Here is a 16,373-nt window from a genome sequence, read left to right as displayed (position 1 = left end):
GGTCGGGGAGCAGGCAGGGCACTGGCGTGAATAACGAGGGCTTGAGGCCGAGCGTCACTGCCTCGGCGGTGTCGTCGATACCGGGCATGGCGGCGCTACCGATCTTATCCGTCAGTCCAACACGGTTTTTGGCGTCCAAGGCAGGCTTGTTGCCTGGTGCATTACAGGCGTACGCCGGCGGTGATCATGCCCGCGCTATTACCGAGCAACACCAGTTCGACGGCGAGCGGACCATAATGGGTCCCCAGCGACGGAATAATGACCGGGGCAATGCCAAAGTGGTTGAACGGAATCTTGTCCTTGTATTCACCGCGATAACCTTGCAGCAGGCCGCCGGTAAGTTTTAAGTATACGGGGTAGTTGTCATTGTCCAGGCGCAGGCCGGCATAGGCATAATACGAGCGCTGACTGAAGGAGTTGTCAAAAGTTGCCGCTCCCCACACCAGGCCCGTAGCTTCATTGCGCTCAATCCCGATCAGTTCCTGATGGTTGTCGTGCCTGGAGTCTGGAGAGAAATGGCGGGTATACACACTGGTTTGCAGGTACCAGAACCCCTGGTCTTGATTGACCGATGCGCTGGCCAGTACGGGAAGTGGCAACAAGGACAGTAACAAAGAGTAGAGCGTCAGATTTTTCATGAGCGGCATCGATTGGGTTGGTGTGTAAGTTGTTTCATGGCCCGCCTTGTGACTGTCCAAGTACCGGTGTTAGCTCCTTCAGCAACCGTGAAAAAATAAAAAACAGCGCGCAGCACACACAGCGAAAACAACACATGCGCGGCGGGGTGACTAATCATGACATCCCTCACCGAAATTACATCGTCCGAAAACAGACTGGAGCGTCTTTGCCAGATTGCACGCTGTGTCAGGCGTGGAGCAGCCTTTTCGCTACTTGAAAAGAACCTGAACGTGGCGAGCGCGCCGACGTAAACACAACCCTTGTCAAACGCCGGAAAGGGATAACGTCGAGCATCACGGCCTGCGGGCAAAGGACAAGGGGCGCTTGCCCGAGCAGGATCGTTCGCTACGCAGGCTCGGCTCATCCGCGTGTTCGTTCACTCTTCACCAGCGAACCAAAGGCTTGGCGCAAGGGCGGGTGCGTATGCGATTGACCATTGAATTGAGCAGAGTGAGCGCGTCAGCGGCGTCAAACCACCCAGGTGCAGTGGGTGCAGTGGGTGCGCTGGAAGGGGTAGCGGGTGGCGCATCGACATGGGCGCGTACCGTCATGTGACGAATGTCCCCCGCGCTTTGAGCGTCCTCCCTCCGGGCATTGTCTATCAGCATCGGCTTGCTCCTGCGGCGTGGCGGTGTCGTCAGATGTGCGCCGCCACAGGCGGGATGCCCGGTTGAAGAAGCGTGAGAAAATCGGATCAGAATGGCACGCAAGCGCCGCGTTCGCCTGGCGCCCAGCCCCCAGGCCGCTAGGCGCAGCGGTGGGGCCGGCGTTCTTTTTCCATCACTGGCATATCTGTGCGCATCGTGTAGGGCTTTTACCGAATTCATTGCAACCGCCTCCCTAAAGGCCGCCTGCCTGCTCAAAGTCCGCTCAGGATCTGAGTCGCAGGCGCAGGTACGTTCAATGCGTATCGTTCGCCCGACACCCCATGCTGTGGTTTGGGATGCAGGCGAGCACCGTGTTGTACCGACAATCATCGATGCCTATGTCCGAGCGCCTTGCTGTTCAACTGCAGGGTGGGTTAACCCACCGTGCTGAACACTGATCCGGAACGCCATCGCCTATTGCCTTTTGCTGTAAACGTGGCGCGAGCCTGCTCGAATAAATATGCCTCGCCCTCATTCTTTCTTTCATACATACCCACTCAAGAGCAGACCCGCGTACCAAATTTGGCGGATGCGTTACATGTTGTCTGTAGGGGTTTTCTTCACTTTGATGCGAGGCCGTCGTGGGGTTGCCGGCTCGCCCAGTGGCGGCGAGCAAAGCTTGGCCAATACGCAGCCGCCTGTCATGGTTAGCACTGCATTACAACAGCAGGGGGGATGCCAGTAGTTGCCATTGAAGTGGCGCATGACGTCAATGCCATGCATGGATGTGTACTTAGTCGCGGTACCGCAGCCGACGACAGCTTGGTCGATGGCACAGACCCGAAACGTGCCAGAGCCGGGGGAAACGCGCCTTTCTCATGAGCCTGCTCACGGCGTGAGTGTACCGGCGAGGCCAGCCAAAGATTGACGGGCGAAGTGGGGTAGAGAGTCATTAACAGGAGGCCATACCCTCATGGTTTCTATTTTGATGTGCGGATGCAGAGGGGGCACCCAGTGTGTTTTAGTTTTAGTTTTAGTTTTAGTTTTTTATGTTTGTCGTCTTTTAGTCGTCTGTTTAAAGCTGTTTCGATGATGCGTCCGGCTCGCTGCGTGTTTCTGTTAATTAAGCTCGGTCAAAAATACAATGGCCTTGTTAAGTTGCGTGGCGTTCGAGCCAGGCTTGTTTTGCGAGAACACGTTTTAAGAGATGAGCGGCAACAGAGGCGCGGGGTGTGGGCCGAGCACAAAGTGCTCTCGCTATTTCTATTGATGATCTTTAGTTGCCGCTGTTCTGTACGGGCCGACACAGCTTGCAACAGCTCTAAAATCATACCTTTATTGATCCTCGATACGCGATCGCCCATGATTGTTTGGCGATATATACAACGCAAACCTGGCAAGGGGACGCGTTGTACGCACTTCCAACGATAAATAAAAAGTCGCGATCCACAGGGCCGTTCGACCATTAAGGGGCTGCTTTCAGAATGCCGCACGCAGTTCTGTATGGGCAGGACTCGAAGCCAGTATTTGGCTGGTGTTTATCCTGGAAGTTTTATTTCTGTTTATTTCGCTATTGGCAGTGTCCGGGCGGGGGATAGGCAGGTGCTTATTAATAATTTAATCAGGTAAATACGATGTTTGGCAAAAGCTATCAGTCGCTACTCGACTTTGCACAAGTCACCTTTGATGAAGCCAGGCGCAATAAGAAAGTGCTGGCGTTGGTGGATGAAATAAAGAGGAACTATCGCGACAATCATAAAACCTGGACCAGCGAGGCGCTTGGCAAACGACGTATGCTTGAAGATCGGCTGGAGAAGTCCGCCTACCTGCGCTACAGCAATGACAAGCCCGCCGGCGTCAGTGGCCTGAGTGAGGTGCAGCAGCGCGAGTTCGTGGCCTATGTGAAGGCGCTGGCCGCTCGGGCGGCGACCGTCGACTTGCTGGTACAAGGCAATGAGAAAACCGCCCTGGCGGCGCAACCGGACAGCGTCCTGGGCAACGCCGAAGCGTTTCGCGTACTGCCCAAGGACTTCGCCCAGCGCCATGCGGCTCGCGCTAAAGTCGGCGCACGGTTGACGGTCAATGTGAGCCAGGAGCATTTCAGCCGATTGCTTCAGGCGCTGACCCAGCTGTTCAGTGACGACAATCGAGGCTGGCTGCATCAGGCCAAGATTATCGGGCCGAAAAAGCTCGGCACCCTGACCGATCAGGCGGTGATTTATCTGTCCAATCCCGGGGTGGAGCATGCCCGCACGATCAGTCGCCAGCTTGGCGAGCTGCTGCCGCCAACCGCCTTTATTGAACATACCCCAGGCGGCATGTACCGGGTAGCCAAAGGGATCGCCTATTCGGAGACCGCCGAAGGCGAGTCGAGCAGTCACGGCCAGTCGCGCGCCAAACTGATTGCAGCCGCTGGTGCGCAGGCCTTGCTCACTGACACCACGATTGACAAAACGCTGCCACGGGTACTGCAGACACGCGGCTACGATGTGCGTGACCCGGCCTTGCTGGCCCAGGCCATACTGGATCGTCAACTCAAGGGCAGCCTGGTGCCGATGAGTGGCAGCGCAGAACCGCGTGAAGGCAATGGCGACATCCAGCAGTTCATCACCGACCCTGTCCAGTTTGCCCAAACCCATGTGCTCAGTGCCGAGGCCTTGGTCAAGGCCGGTCGCCTGCCGTCGCAGGGAGCGGCGCAATTGGTGAAGGTGGCTACCGACGTGTATGAGATCGAATACACCGACCGACCTGGCGCCGGTACCAGCGTGCCGGCCTACTTTCTGGGCTACAACGGTGCCAACCAGGCCAATGCCGCACCGGCGTATGTGGACATTGCCAAACAGGCGCCCGCCGGCTCCTTCCTGTTCACCGGGTCCTTGTCGGGGTGCTCGCTCATCGTGACCGAGCTCGATGCCAAGACCTACCGGGTCTACCACGATGGCCGCGTTAACAGCTCCTTGCTCTACGACCACGTGGTCATGGCCATTGACTACAAGGATTATCAGGTTGCCGGCAAGGCTGAAGGCCTCGCTGCCGCGTACATGCAATACGTCGACAATCAATGGCAGATGGTGTTTCAGCAACAGGAGTACCTGCGCGAGGGACACGTGGTATGGCCAAAACTGCGCGAGGGTGCGCAGCCGCTCACGATCCAGTCGCCCGATCCTCACCTGCTGGAAAAGAACCAGGCTCAGTTTGCCGCCTACCGTGAACAGGTTCATCAGCGCCTGAAGAAGATGGCGGCCCTGTTCGGCGTCTCCGTCGAAGGGGTGGCTGACGGGGTGTATACCGGCGGAGAGTTCTCGCCGTTTCACCCGGCCATCGCCGCCTGGACCCAGGTGCGTGACCAGATTGCCGCCAAGATCAGCGCCGATACCGATCAACTGGTTCTCAAGTGCGACGAGCTGTGGGCTGCACGGCGCAATGCCAGCCCATCGGACCTGATCGAACAGCAGCTCAAACAGATCACCCTCACCAAGGAGTTTTACAAGGCGCAGTACGACCCGCTGCTCAGTGAAGCCCGCTCCGTGGAAAAAACCTGGCTGTGGCAACAGATCAAAGCCAAGGACGGCATGGCCGTTGCGGTGCGCACCGACGATAGCGCCATTCAGGGGGGCGATGATGAACCGTCCAGCACCGTGGCCGAACGTTATGCGGTCTCTGAGGCGTACCAGCGCGGCAGCGCCCGAAGTGCGGCGTTTTTCGATGGGGTGCGCAATTACCAGGACATCACCATTCCCGGGGTCAGTGCCACCACCTCGGTGCTGGAGATGAAACGTCTCTTTCTCGAAGGCTCACTGACCCCAGTGCAAAAAGGCGCTTTGAGTGGCCGCATTACCGAAGCCAGCCAGGCCGAGTACATCGACAAGGTCCTGGCGCAAACGGCCGTCTTCAGCGAAGACTTCCAGGGCGCCGGCAGCACGTTCAACCGTCTGGTACCGCAGGACTTCTACCTGTCGCTGGTCGGCGACAAGGCCGGTGGTCGTTGTTACCCGCTGGTACGGGCGATGGCCGTGGCGCTCGCCAACAGTGGCGAGGAGGGGGTCAACAGCCTGGTGGAGAAACTGTTCCTGGCCGCCGCCGATCCAGAAGCCGGTAGCTCGACACTGCTCAAAAACAGCCTGATCACCCTGCACTCCAATGTGGAGGCGGTACAGGCCTCAACAATACTGGGCTTGTTCAAGCTGCCCGATGTGGTCTCGCGCCTGACCACGGCCAGCCGCACGACCCTCTTTGCACTCAATACGCAGCGTCACTCGATGATGGTGGGCTGCGTGGTGGCCGGCGAAGGCCGTCGTTATTATTTCTACGATCCGAACGTGGGGATTTTTGCCTTCGACACCCCGGAAAACCTGACACGCGGGCTCAGCCAGCACCTGGTCAAACGCAAGCTGGCCGCCTTTTATGGCGCCCTGGGCAGCGCGACATCACCCAACTTCGACGTGGTGCAAATCGATGCGGCGAAAATGGCCCAGGTGCCCCTGAACCGTTGTCTGACGGTGGCTGACCTGAGCCGTTCGGCCGAGCTGGCCGATGTGCTCGACACGCAGCGCCAGATGGAGCGCACGGTGGATGCCCAGGAGCGGGTCGTCACGGACGCGCTACTGCGCACCACCCTGGCCACCTTCGATGCCGAACAGTGGGGCAGCAAATACCATGAAGCCAGTACCCGACTGGCCCTGCAAGCCGGTCTGGATCAGCACTGGATGCCGGTGATTGCCAACACCCGCCAGCAGGCCGACGGGCGCTACGAAGTCCAGTTCATCAACCGTGAGCAACCGCAGGAAACACGCTGGGTGACCACAGAGGATGCCACCTTTGCCGGATTTCGCGACTTTATCGACGAACACACCGCGACCCTGGGCGAGCATTTTACCCTGGAGCGCGGCCAGGTACGCGCGCGCGCGGCCAGCACCGACGCCTCGCCGGTGGACGGTTTGAACTCAGGCTTTGCGGTCCAGGCCCTGATTCGCTGGTTTACCGACAAAGCCCGTCAGGACGCGGCCAGCGGCACGGCCTCACCTGAACTGGCGCTGGCCTTGAAAGTGCACTGCTACCTCAACGTGGCCCAGATGATTCATGGCGGCATTCAGGATGTGACCAAGGTCATTGCCCTGGTACGCACCGCTTTGCGCGGCGAAGAGATTGCCGCTGAAACCTCCCTCAAGACATTTGTCTCCTCGTTGGGCCACACGCTCAGCGAAGGGGCCGGCGTGGTATTGGGCGGGGCGCTGGTCATTCTGGATGCCTACGAACTTGCGCATGCCGAAAACGAAGGACAAAAGGTTCTTTACGGCACGCAGTTGGCGTTTGACTCGGCCAGTTTTATTGTCAGCGCCGCGGGTATCGGGGCTGGACTGCTGGGCGCTGTGGCGCTGGGCACGGCCCTGAGTGGGGTCGGGGTCATTCTGGGTGGGGTGGCGATCGGCATCACGGGCCTGACGCTGGCGTTTATTCCGGTGGCGGAGGATGTCAAGGCCGTAGGGCGCTATTTTGCAGCCCTTGACGCCGCCTATAAAGGCAATGGCTACCGTTACGATGACCAGCAAAAGATGCTGGTGCCGCTGCCCGGCGCGGTCATCAAGACCTTGAACCTGCGCCGCAGTCAGCTTGAGTTCGACAGCCAGTACATCTATCGCACGCATCACGGTCGAACCGGTTCGGGAGATCTCAACTACTTCTTCTGGGGCGGCGACTTCCCGGCGCTGGTTCGCGATCGCAGCCAGGCGATCGAGGTGCGCAGCGGTATTGGTTATGCAAGCCTGCAGGGGCTGTCTCACAGCGACAGCAAGACGATTATTCTGCCTGGTACGGTCAAATCCTATATCAGCTACGGGTACATCCATTTCCCTGGAGCCACGACACGCCACGATCCAGGCTTTGATGTCATCCGCCGGCTGGAGCAGGACTATCGGTTCGATTACGACTTCTACATTTTTCCCTCTGAATACACGATCAGCCGGCTTCATCAGGAGTACGTTGCCACCCCGATCCAGATCCTGCTCGATCAGCGCAACCGCCACCTGCTGGTGCCTGAGTTGCCCAAGGAGATGCACGGTTATCTGCACTACGAGATCCAAGGGACAGGGGGCGAGTATCTCGTCGCGCTCAACAAAGGGGTCACGGTCAAGCTGAGCGAGGAGAACGCACGTGCACCGTCGCGCTGGATCATTGACAGTGCGGCGCTGGACAATGACCGGATCACGGTCGCCCACAACCGTCTGATGATCGGTGGCACTACGGTGTCTTTGGACTTACCTCCAAGCGCACGTGTGCTGGTGATCGGCCATAAGGGGGAAGTGCGCGAAGTCGACTTTGCGCGCCTGAACACTCAGGTGGTGGGTGAAGATGCCAGCAAGTGGCAGGTGCCAGGCCAATCCATCGACCAGCATCTGCACGAGCTGGCCCAGACTCATCAACTGAGCGCTAACTTCGTGGTGGTGGAAAACTACACCCATGGCACCCGTCAGGTCGGTCGAGGCTTTTATGAGGTGGCCAAGGATCGGATGCTGTTTACCGACACCACCCAGGAGCAGGCCAAGCAGGCCACGCTGGGGGCTGTCATTGACGATCAGGCGTATTTCTACGACGCCGACAACGCCGCCGTGTGGCGGGTGACGATTGCCACCGGCCAGGTCAACGCACAGTTCGAACCCTGGTTTAACCATACGGCCGGCCGGATCAGTCGCCTGTGGCAAGAGGGCAATGCGATCTATCTGGTGCGCACGCACCTGCTCGCCGACGACCGCGAAGCCGAGCTGGGCTACCGCCTCCAGGGCGACAGAATGGAGCTGGTCAGTGTCATGGGCGATGATGCCCTGTTGAGCCAGCACAGCTATCAGGTCGAGAACCTGCTCAGGGCGTACCAGATCAACGGCGCACCACGGGCAACACCGGGCTACACGCTGCGCTCGCCGCTGATCAACCCGGTCAATGCGCCGCTGGTGACCGTGTATGGCAACGATGCGGACGGCGTTGCCCACCGTTACTGGATTCGCACCCAGGATGGCAAGGTGATCAAACCGAATCTGGAACCGCCAAAGGATCGGACCCTGCGTTTCCAGGCACATGAGCAGACCCGCAGTGCCTGGCCGATTCCCTCCGACCTGATGCTGGTGGGGAACCTGCCGCGTGCCAATGCCAAGGAAGTGTTCTACTTCTACAGCAAAGAGCAAAACGCGCTGTTCCGCCAGGAAGGGGGCGGTCAAACGGTGCTCGATGCCAACCGGCCAAGTGCATTGCGCATCCCCACGACGCCCCTGGCCAGTGTGGTCGATGTCAACGGCAGCGTGCTGGTCGTGACCGAAGATGGGCGCGTGGCCCAGCTGGATGCTCAGGGACGCTTCAACTACGAAGCGGTCAACGAGCACTGGCTTAAAGGGCACACCAACTGGTGGCAAGACCTGGGGACGGTCAATGGCAAGGATGCCACCCTGGCCGTCTTTGGCCTCAAGAGCACAGACGGCAAGAGTGTGCTGCCCACCTGGTACAGCAACGGCCAGGTGGTGGTCGCGTCGCTGGCCCTGCAAAACAAAACGCTGCAGTGGCTGGGTCTTGAAGATGATGGCGCCGCGGCGCGGCTTTTCGACCCTCGCAGCGGCAAGCTGTACCGTCAGCCGGTCATGAGTCCACAGGCCCTGGCCGTCGCGTTTGACGCCGAGGGGGTGCTCAAGTCCTCGGCGCAGCCGCCGGTCGCTCGCGCGCTGGCACCCGAGCTGTTCCTGCAAGAAGCCGAGCAGGTTGAGACCGGTCTGCGCCTGACCACCGTCAAAGGCGAGATTCTGTTGCGCACCCACAACGGCGATCTGCATCTGATTGCCGTCAGCAAACTCTGGCAGAAGAACAACGCCAACAACCTGGCGCCTGCCCTGATCAAGCTCACCGCCCACTGGAAGAGCAAAGGCGTGCTGACCTTGCAAGGCTCGTCGGTGCAAGGTTCGCTGGTGCAAGGCTGGTTCGATGTTGCCAGCGGCGAAGTGTTCTGGCGCCATGCGATTGCCGCGGCGGACAACTTGCGCTTCCTGGGCACCGAACCCGGTCACAAGGCCGCGTATGTGTTTAGCCCCACCGATGAAACCTTGTATCGTGTTCACGTCGGCGGCAGTGTCGTGATGGGCCGCTTTACCAATGTCGAGCGGGTGGGCGACTCGTTGCTGGTGCAAGGCACGGGTGCTCGCAACGGCGATCTGTCAGCACCGATCATGACCGGGGTTAACCAGGTGATCCTGCATGGCGGCGCCGGCAACGATACCTATCGCCTGAGCAAGGACATGTGGCGCCATTACCCAACGGTCGTCATTGACAATGAAGATCCGCGCAATGCCATGGACCGGTTGATCCTGACAGTGGGCAACCCGGACCTGTACCTGGTCAGTCGATCCAACGATGACCTGATGCTGACCTATGCCCAGACGCAAAACGTGCTGGTCGTGCGCAACGTCTTCAGCAGTCCGTCGGCGGCGCACCGACACCTGCGAATCGAGATGGAAGGCACCCCCCTTTCGGTCAGCGTTGATCAATTGGTCACGGGGTTCACTGCGGCCATCCCGTCCAGAAACGTACTCTTCGCACTCTCGTCGGTGCCTAAACCACCGACGGCAAAGCGCTGAGAACCGCAGGCGGCAAAGCAGGCATTGACGGCGCTGGCTGTCGTCAATGCACCTGGCCGGGTTAACGTCATCCGGATCTAAACAGCATAAACAAGCAGAAGGGGTGCCATGCCTCTTCTGCTTTTTTGTGTCCGGGCCAAACACTTGCCGGCGCCGTCTAAGTGTTACCCCCTTCACACACGTACGCACTATAAATCCTGTGTGGCGCAGGGCATGTCCGATCCTTAACCGCACAGATATTTTTCGATCGCATTGATATTTTTGAGTCTGGCTGACGGCGTCAAGGTCGGTCAACCCGCTCGGTTTTTAAGGTCATCGGCGCCGATTGAAAGGCCCCCACTGTGCCGGTTAAAGAGCGCTATATACCGCTCGCAAGCTATCAAAAGCCGCTTCAAATAATGCTCATTGATAGGAAATGTTGATTATTGACTGGCGGCGGGAGGGTTTGCGGCGTTTGATGGGCGCATAGAGCGACACGCCTTGCCGATGACCGTCAAGGTTAGGTCTTTGAGTTCAGCGAAACCTGATAAGGACCACGTGCAACACCTGCAGACCGTACTCAATTAAGGCAATAAAGCCAAAGGGTGAGATTTTTTGCGAACCGATTAGTCAGGCGCCGCACAAATCTTAAAGCGCGGCTAGACTGCAAGCGTACAACGCCGGAACGCCAACTGGATGGCGACCGAGCAGTCTGGCGTGACCCTGACTTTACCCCGAATGCACCTCAGGTGCCGGGGAGGCACTGCGCAAGCAGGTCTGACTCAGGGGGCAGGAGCTAATTGCGAAATTTGTTAAACGCTGGGCTCAATGCCGGATCATTGAGTTCAATAAGACGCCGTGCACTAACGGTGCGGGTAAATATTGTTTATTGGAAACAAGTAGATCGTGTTGTTATGATTCACTAATGATGCACGGTATATGTGCGCACTTGCGATGACTAAAAGAAAAAGTCATCTAATGGAATAAAAACTGACGACTGGTTTGCAATCCTGACAAAAGCGTCCTTGCGAATCGGTAAGTTAGGGCTTTTATTATTATGTGGATGTTAGGCCGCACTTCCTTGGAGAACATCATGAGCCCAATTAACACAATCGAACAGGAGTTCGTGGGGCAACCGATCACGGATGAGGAACTGGCGGTACAACTGGACAACTGCTTGCAACACCGCGACCCTGAACTGTTGAGCCAGATTGCTCGCTCGGTTGTTCATTCTCACTTTCCACAGATCACCCATGAACCGCCGCAGGAAAAAAGCCTTTTTCGGGTACCGATCTCCCTTGCTTGGCAGCGCGGGGTCACCTCGCTTTCTGCTGATATCAGAATGCGCCTGGACAGCTGTCTGGATCTGTTGCGTCAACGCAGAGATGCCAGACGCCACTGAGGAGGGCAGCCAAGGGTGGGGATGAAAAAACGTGATCCTGCCGTTGATGTTGCCCACCGGCGGCCAAGTCTAGCGTCATCGCGCTGAGTTTTTTGTCATTGGACTCACTGCGCCGGCAACTGGGTATTGAATGCGGCGAATGATCATGATCGTATACTCGATACTGGTATACCCAACCCCATCCGTTACTGCTCAATAGACCAACACGTTGCCGCCATGTGTGGCTGTCCAGTGGCGTTGGAATGTTGTGCTTATCGTTAACGGATGGTGTCGCTCTTCGGGTGAATACAGTTTAAAGGTGTGAAAGGGGCGGGTCTTCCAGAAGTTTCCAGCGTCGGCGCCGGCTTCAGATGTCATCTAATGGATCCAACTTCAATCAATCAGACCGTTGCATGAGCTGTTTGAATTCCCTGCCAGTGCGCGCAAAAAGGCTGAACGGAGCTTCGCCATCATTGGGATGGTCGAGCCGGCAACAGGCGATAGCGATCAAAAGAACAATTGATGAAATTAACTCCTGGGATATTAAACGGGAGAACAGGTCTTCGATTCTGTCGCTCTCACCCACGCCGCCTCCAATACTGGACGAGTCCCCTGAAAGACAGGACACCGTTTCCCCCTTAAGATAAGGGATAGGCAAACGGTTATGTATATGACTAATAGTAGTGATAAGGGTGGAGAGCTGCTGGGCCAGGAGCGGCGTCGCCGTTGGAGCCCAGAGCAAAAGCTGGCCATGGTTCGCGAGAGTCTGCAACCAGGACAAAGTGTTTCGGTCGTGGCCCGGCGCCATGGCGTGAATGCCAACCAGTTCTTCCAATGGCGCAAGTTTTATCAGAATGGCAGCCTCTCGGCGGTCAGTGCCGGAGAGACCGTAGTACCGGCTTCTGAATTGGCCGACGCACTCAAACAGATCCGTGAGTTACAACGGATGCTGGGTAAGAAAACCATGCAAGTCGAGATCCTTCAGAAAGCCGTGGAGATTGCTCGGTCGCGAAAATGGATTGCGCGCTCACCCTTGTTGCCTGGGGACGACCTGTGAAGCTGATCAGTGAAAGTCTCGGTGTAGCGCGCTCCCAGTTAACAGCTCGACTCAATCCTAAAACGGTACCTGGCAGGCGTCGCTGCGTGCTGGACGATGCCGCGTTGGTCAAAGAGATTCAGTCAGAAGTCAGTGAGTTGCCCAGCTATGGCTACCGTCGTGTGTGGGGCTTGCTCCGTCGTCGGCGTGAATAACAGAGTCAGGCGCCGATCAACGTCAAACGGGTCTATCGCATGATGCGCGATCATCAGTTACTGCTGGAACGACGGATTAAACAACCCGGCGTGGCACGCCGCCATGAAGGCAGGATCGCTGTTGCCTCCAGCGATACCCGCTGGTGCTCAGACGGGTTTGAGTTTCGCTGTGAAGACGGCGACAAGCTGAGCGTGACCTTTGCCCTGGACTGCTGCGACCGCGAAGCCATCGGTTGGGTGGCCAGTCCGACCGGGTACAGCGGCGACGATATCCGTGATCTGATGCTGGAGGCGGTGGAAAAACGCTTCGGTGAAGAGGCGCCAGCCATCCCGGTGCAATGGCTGAGCGACAATGGCTCGGCCTACATCGCTGAACAGACACGCCAGTTTGCCCAACAGATCGGCTTGCAGCCTGTGACCACACCGATGCGCAGCCCGCAGAGCAACGGCATGGCCGAGAGCTTCGTCAAAACGATGAAGCGCGATTACGTCGCGCACATGCCCAAACCTGACCGGGAAACGGCCTTGCGTAACCTGACGATTGCCTTTGAACACTACAACGAGGAGCATTCGCACAGCGCGCTGAAATACCGTTCACCACGGGAGTTTAGGCGCTTGGCAGCGGCATCAATTTAACGGGGTATTGGTGACCGGTTTGATAGGGGCCAATCCAGCACCCTCGTTTTACCGTTCATCGTTGCGGGGTGGCAGAAGTCGTTAAGCAAAACAGAACTCAAGCGACTTTCAGGTCGCACATGGGCCTTTATGTCGAGGTACCATTAATAACTGCCTTTCTGGTTTGATTTACGGGGCGCACTTGCCGTCCTGATTCTTGGTCGAACTCGGCGCATGAATCAGCGTGGCATCGACGATGGTGCCCTGGTGTAGCGACAGGCCGCGATCCCTCAGGCAGCCATTGCTCACGCCCAGAATCCCTGCCGCCAGCTCGTGCTTTTCCAGCAGGCGACGGAAGTTGAGGAGGGTGGTTTCGTCGGGAATGCGCTCCAGGCTTAGCCCAGCAACCTGGCGCAGAATAGTCGTATGGCTGCAATCTCAACCCCGCCTGTGTTGTCACCAATTGAGCGCTAGGCAAACGGGGGGCGTCCATGTAGGTGAGAGGTAAGGGGCCGGCGAAGTCATCTACCCGACCAGGAGATCAAGAGCGATAAGGGCAAAAGCGTCCACGATTATTTAAGCGGACGCAATTACCCTTAACGTCAGGATTCCCATGCGCCAACGACACACCTACTCCAAATCCCTCAAAGCCCAAGTCGTTCAGGAATGCCAGCAACCCGGCGTCTCCGTCTCCAGTGTCGCCTTGAGGCACGGGATCAATGCCAATGTCGTCCGGAAATGGCTGCCGCCCAAGCACAATAATACGGTCGCGGACTTGCCAGCTTTTGTGCCCTTAAAGCTGACATCCACGGCCCAGGCAGTGCCTGAGCCATCAGCCAGCATCGAGATACCGTACAAACAAGGGGCCCTGACCGTGACGTGGCCCGCTTCCGACCCAGCGGGGTTTGCCCGGTTTGTTCGTGGTCTGACACGATGATCCGTGTCGACGCGATCTGGCTCGCCACCGAATCCTTGGACATGCGGGCCGGCACCGAGACAGCGTTGGCGCGGGTGGTGGCCGTGTTCGGTGCGGCGCAGCCGCACAGCGCTTATTTGTTTGCCAATCGCCGCGCCAATCGCATGAAAGTGTTGGTGCACGATGGGCTGGGTATCTGGCTCGCGGCCCGTCGTTTGCACCAGGGAAAATTTTTGGTTCTTCACGGAATCCCGGGAAACACAGAAACAAGAACGCCGATTTGATTGATGATGTTCGTGCGAGCAAACACATCTAACAAACCGGCGTTCTTATGCGCGATATTAATACTTTCCTTCCTTTTTGGGAGGGCTTTTCTGTCGTTAACATCAAGCCTGATGGTGACGCCCTCCAGATCGATCTGACTCCCCACGCCACCCGATTCCCTTCTTGCGGCGGCTGCCAGAAACCCTGTTCAACCACTCATGAGTATTGCGAGCGAGTGATTCGTGATTTGCCCATACTCGGTCGTGCGGTGCGCCTCAGCGTTTTGCTCAGGCGTGTTGGCTGCCGCGACTGTGGCAAACGCATGGAGGCCGTCAGTTGGCTGGATCGCTATGCCCGTATGACGCGTCGCTTGGCCGAGGCGGTCGTTCAGGCCTGCGAACGCCTTCCAACCCTGCACGTGGCTCAGATGTTCGGCCTGCATTGGGACACTGTTAGGTTGCTGGAGCGTCGAGCCTTGCAAGCGACGTTGAGCGCGCTGCCTAAGGCGCAACCGCGACGTTTGGTGATGGATGAGTTTGCGTTGTTCAAAGAACATCGTTATGCCAGCGTGGTGCTGGACGCCGATACCCGACGCGTGCTGTGGATTGGTGAAGGCCGCAGCCGTGCGGCGGTCAGGCCATTCTTCGAAGAGCTGGGGGCAGAGGGGTGCGCCCGAATCGAAGCGGTCGCGATGGACATGAACACCGCTTTTGACCTGGAGGTTCGCCAGCACTGCCCAAAAGCCCGAGTGGTCTATGACCTCTTCCATGTCGTGGCCAAATATGGCCGAGAAGTGATCGATCGGGTTCGCGTTGACGAAGCCAATCGGCTACGCCATGACAGGCCGGCTCGCAAGGTTATCAAGCAAGCGCGATGGCTGTTACTGCGCAATCCGCAGAACCTGAAAACACCGGAGCAACAGGTCCATTTACAGGACCTGTTGGCGGCCAACCAATCGCTAATGACGGTCTATTTGATGAAGGCTGAACTCAAAACGCTCTGGACGCCGAGCACCGCTTGGGACTGGAGATCAGCCTGGAAACAATGGCTACGCCACGCACATGAAAGCGAAATACCTGCTCTGATCCAGTTCGCCAAACGGCTAAAGATTTATTGGCGGGGCATCGTAAGCCGGGTTCGTTGGCCGATGCATACGGGCCAACTGGAAGGAATAAACAATCGAATAAAGGTGATCAAGCGGATGGCGTACGGTTACCGGGATAGCGAATTCTTTTTCATGAAGATCAAGAGCGTCTTTGCCGGTAATCCGTGAAGAACCAAATTTTTCTGGCCGGGTTCTCGACACGACACCCAGATGGAATTGAGCGCTGAGCAATTGAGCGCTTTGGTGCTGGGTTTACCCTGGCAACGCGTTGGGCCGAGCAATGCGATTTCTCTCCTGTGACGCCGGCGATGGCCAGCCTGGCCGCGTAATTGTCCGATGAGTCTGTCGTCGATTTTGGCCTGATCTGGCAAAGTCGGCGGCATGATTTCACTTCCCCCTCTCGACCAACTAACCCCTGAACAACTGCGTGCTCTGGCTACGCAGTTGATGCAGCGCGTCGAGGTACTCGATCATCAAGTCGACACACTGGGGTAAGACCGTTGAGACGATGGGTAAGAAGATCCACCGTGACCAAACGGTGATCGAGAAACTGACCCACGAGATCGCACAGCTCAAGCGCTTCAAATTTGCCAAGCGCAGCGAGCAACTCAGTCCGGATCAAGCCAGCCTTCTCGACGAGCTAATCGACACGGATACGCGAAAGCGCAGGTGCGGGCCAAGGTTGAGCACTCGTTTCGCGTGATCAAGCGCCAGTTTGGTTATACGAAAGTGCTCTTTCGTGGTCTGGCGAAAAACATCGCACAGCAGACAACGTTGTTCGCGTTGTCAAACTTGTGGATGGTGCGAAAACGGTTGATGGGTATGGGCGAGGTGCGCCTGTAATGCGGGCCAATAGCCCTGAAATAGCGCGACCAGAGGAAAGAACCGTGAGTTAAGGACAAGAAGGTCTGATTTTCGACCGATTTATGATTTTTCGAGTCTCAAGTAGTGAGCCCATCAAAAAATCGGTGGGTATTTCAGACCTTCC

Annotated in this window: 6 protein-coding genes and 4 pseudogenes; 8 read left to right on the top strand and 2 right to left on the bottom strand. The window is 57.6% G+C overall.

The window, feature by feature from the left end; all coding sequences use genetic code 11:
• Positions 1-161: 161 nt before the first annotated feature.
• Entirely contained in the window at positions 162-638 is a 477-nt protein-coding gene (locus tag FGA82_RS29080; RefSeq protein ID WP_141129755.1) for a sn-glycerol-3-phosphate transporter, read from the bottom strand.
• A 2,261-nt stretch (positions 639-2,899) separates the two neighbouring features.
• On the opposite strand from FGA82_RS29080, the gene FGA82_RS29075 reads away from it, so the two are divergent.
• The 3 genes and pseudogenes from FGA82_RS29075 (at position 2,900) to FGA82_RS29065 (ending at position 13,121) form a co-directional block, all read left to right on the top strand.
• Entirely contained in the window at positions 2,900-9,874 is a 6,975-nt protein-coding gene (locus tag FGA82_RS29075) for a TcdA/TcdB pore-forming domain-containing protein (RefSeq protein WP_141129754.1), read from the top strand.
• A 1,072-nt stretch (positions 9,875-10,946) separates the two neighbouring features.
• A complete protein-coding gene (locus FGA82_RS29070) occupies positions 10,947-11,255 on the top strand; it encodes a hypothetical protein (protein ID WP_141129753.1) in 309 nt (102 codons plus the stop codon).
• 649 nt (positions 11,256-11,904) lie between these two features.
• Positions 11,905-13,121 (top strand): annotated as a pseudogene (locus tag FGA82_RS29065) (IS3 family transposase).
• 171 nt (positions 13,122-13,292) lie between these two features.
• Here FGA82_RS29065 and FGA82_RS29060 read toward each other — a convergent pair.
• A pseudogene (locus tag FGA82_RS29060) lies at positions 13,293-13,526 on the bottom strand (IS5/IS1182 family transposase); the annotation flags it as partial.
• A 187-nt stretch (positions 13,527-13,713) separates the two neighbouring features.
• On the opposite strand from FGA82_RS29060, the gene tnpA reads away from it, so the two are divergent.
• From tnpA to FGA82_RS29035, 5 genes and pseudogenes are all read left to right on the top strand, one after another.
• The gene (tnpA, locus tag FGA82_RS33005; RefSeq protein ID WP_141129752.1) at positions 13,714-14,037 is read left to right on the top strand and encodes an IS66-like element accessory protein TnpA; all 324 of its coding nucleotides are present in this window, start codon (positions 13,714-13,716) and stop codon (positions 14,035-14,037) included.
• Positions 14,034-14,300 carry an IS66 family insertion sequence element accessory protein TnpB gene (tnpB, locus tag FGA82_RS29050; RefSeq protein ID WP_141129751.1) on the top strand — a complete coding sequence of 89 codons (267 nt, stop codon included), beginning with the start codon at positions 14,034-14,036 and terminating at the stop codon, positions 14,298-14,300. The genes tnpA and tnpB overlap by 4 nt, the downstream gene beginning before the upstream one ends.
• A gap of 47 nt (positions 14,301-14,347) precedes the next feature.
• Positions 14,348-15,553: an ISL3 family transposase gene (locus FGA82_RS29045; protein ID WP_141129750.1), complete on the top strand. Its 1,206-nt coding sequence runs from the start codon at positions 14,348-14,350 to the stop codon at positions 15,551-15,553.
• A 213-nt stretch (positions 15,554-15,766) separates the two neighbouring features.
• Positions 15,767-16,040: pseudogene (locus tag FGA82_RS29040) on the top strand (transposase domain-containing protein); the annotation flags it as partial.
• A gap of 2 nt (positions 16,041-16,042) precedes the next feature.
• Positions 16,043-16,228, top strand: a pseudogene (locus FGA82_RS29035) (transposase); the annotation flags it as partial.
• Positions 16,229-16,373 lie beyond the last annotated feature (145 nt).

Source organism: Pseudomonas fluorescens (assembly GCF_005938625.1).
Classification (GTDB): Bacteria; Pseudomonadota; Gammaproteobacteria; order Pseudomonadales; family Pseudomonadaceae; genus Aquipseudomonas; species Aquipseudomonas fluorescens_BD.
This window is presented reverse-complemented; position numbering and strand designations above follow the sequence as displayed.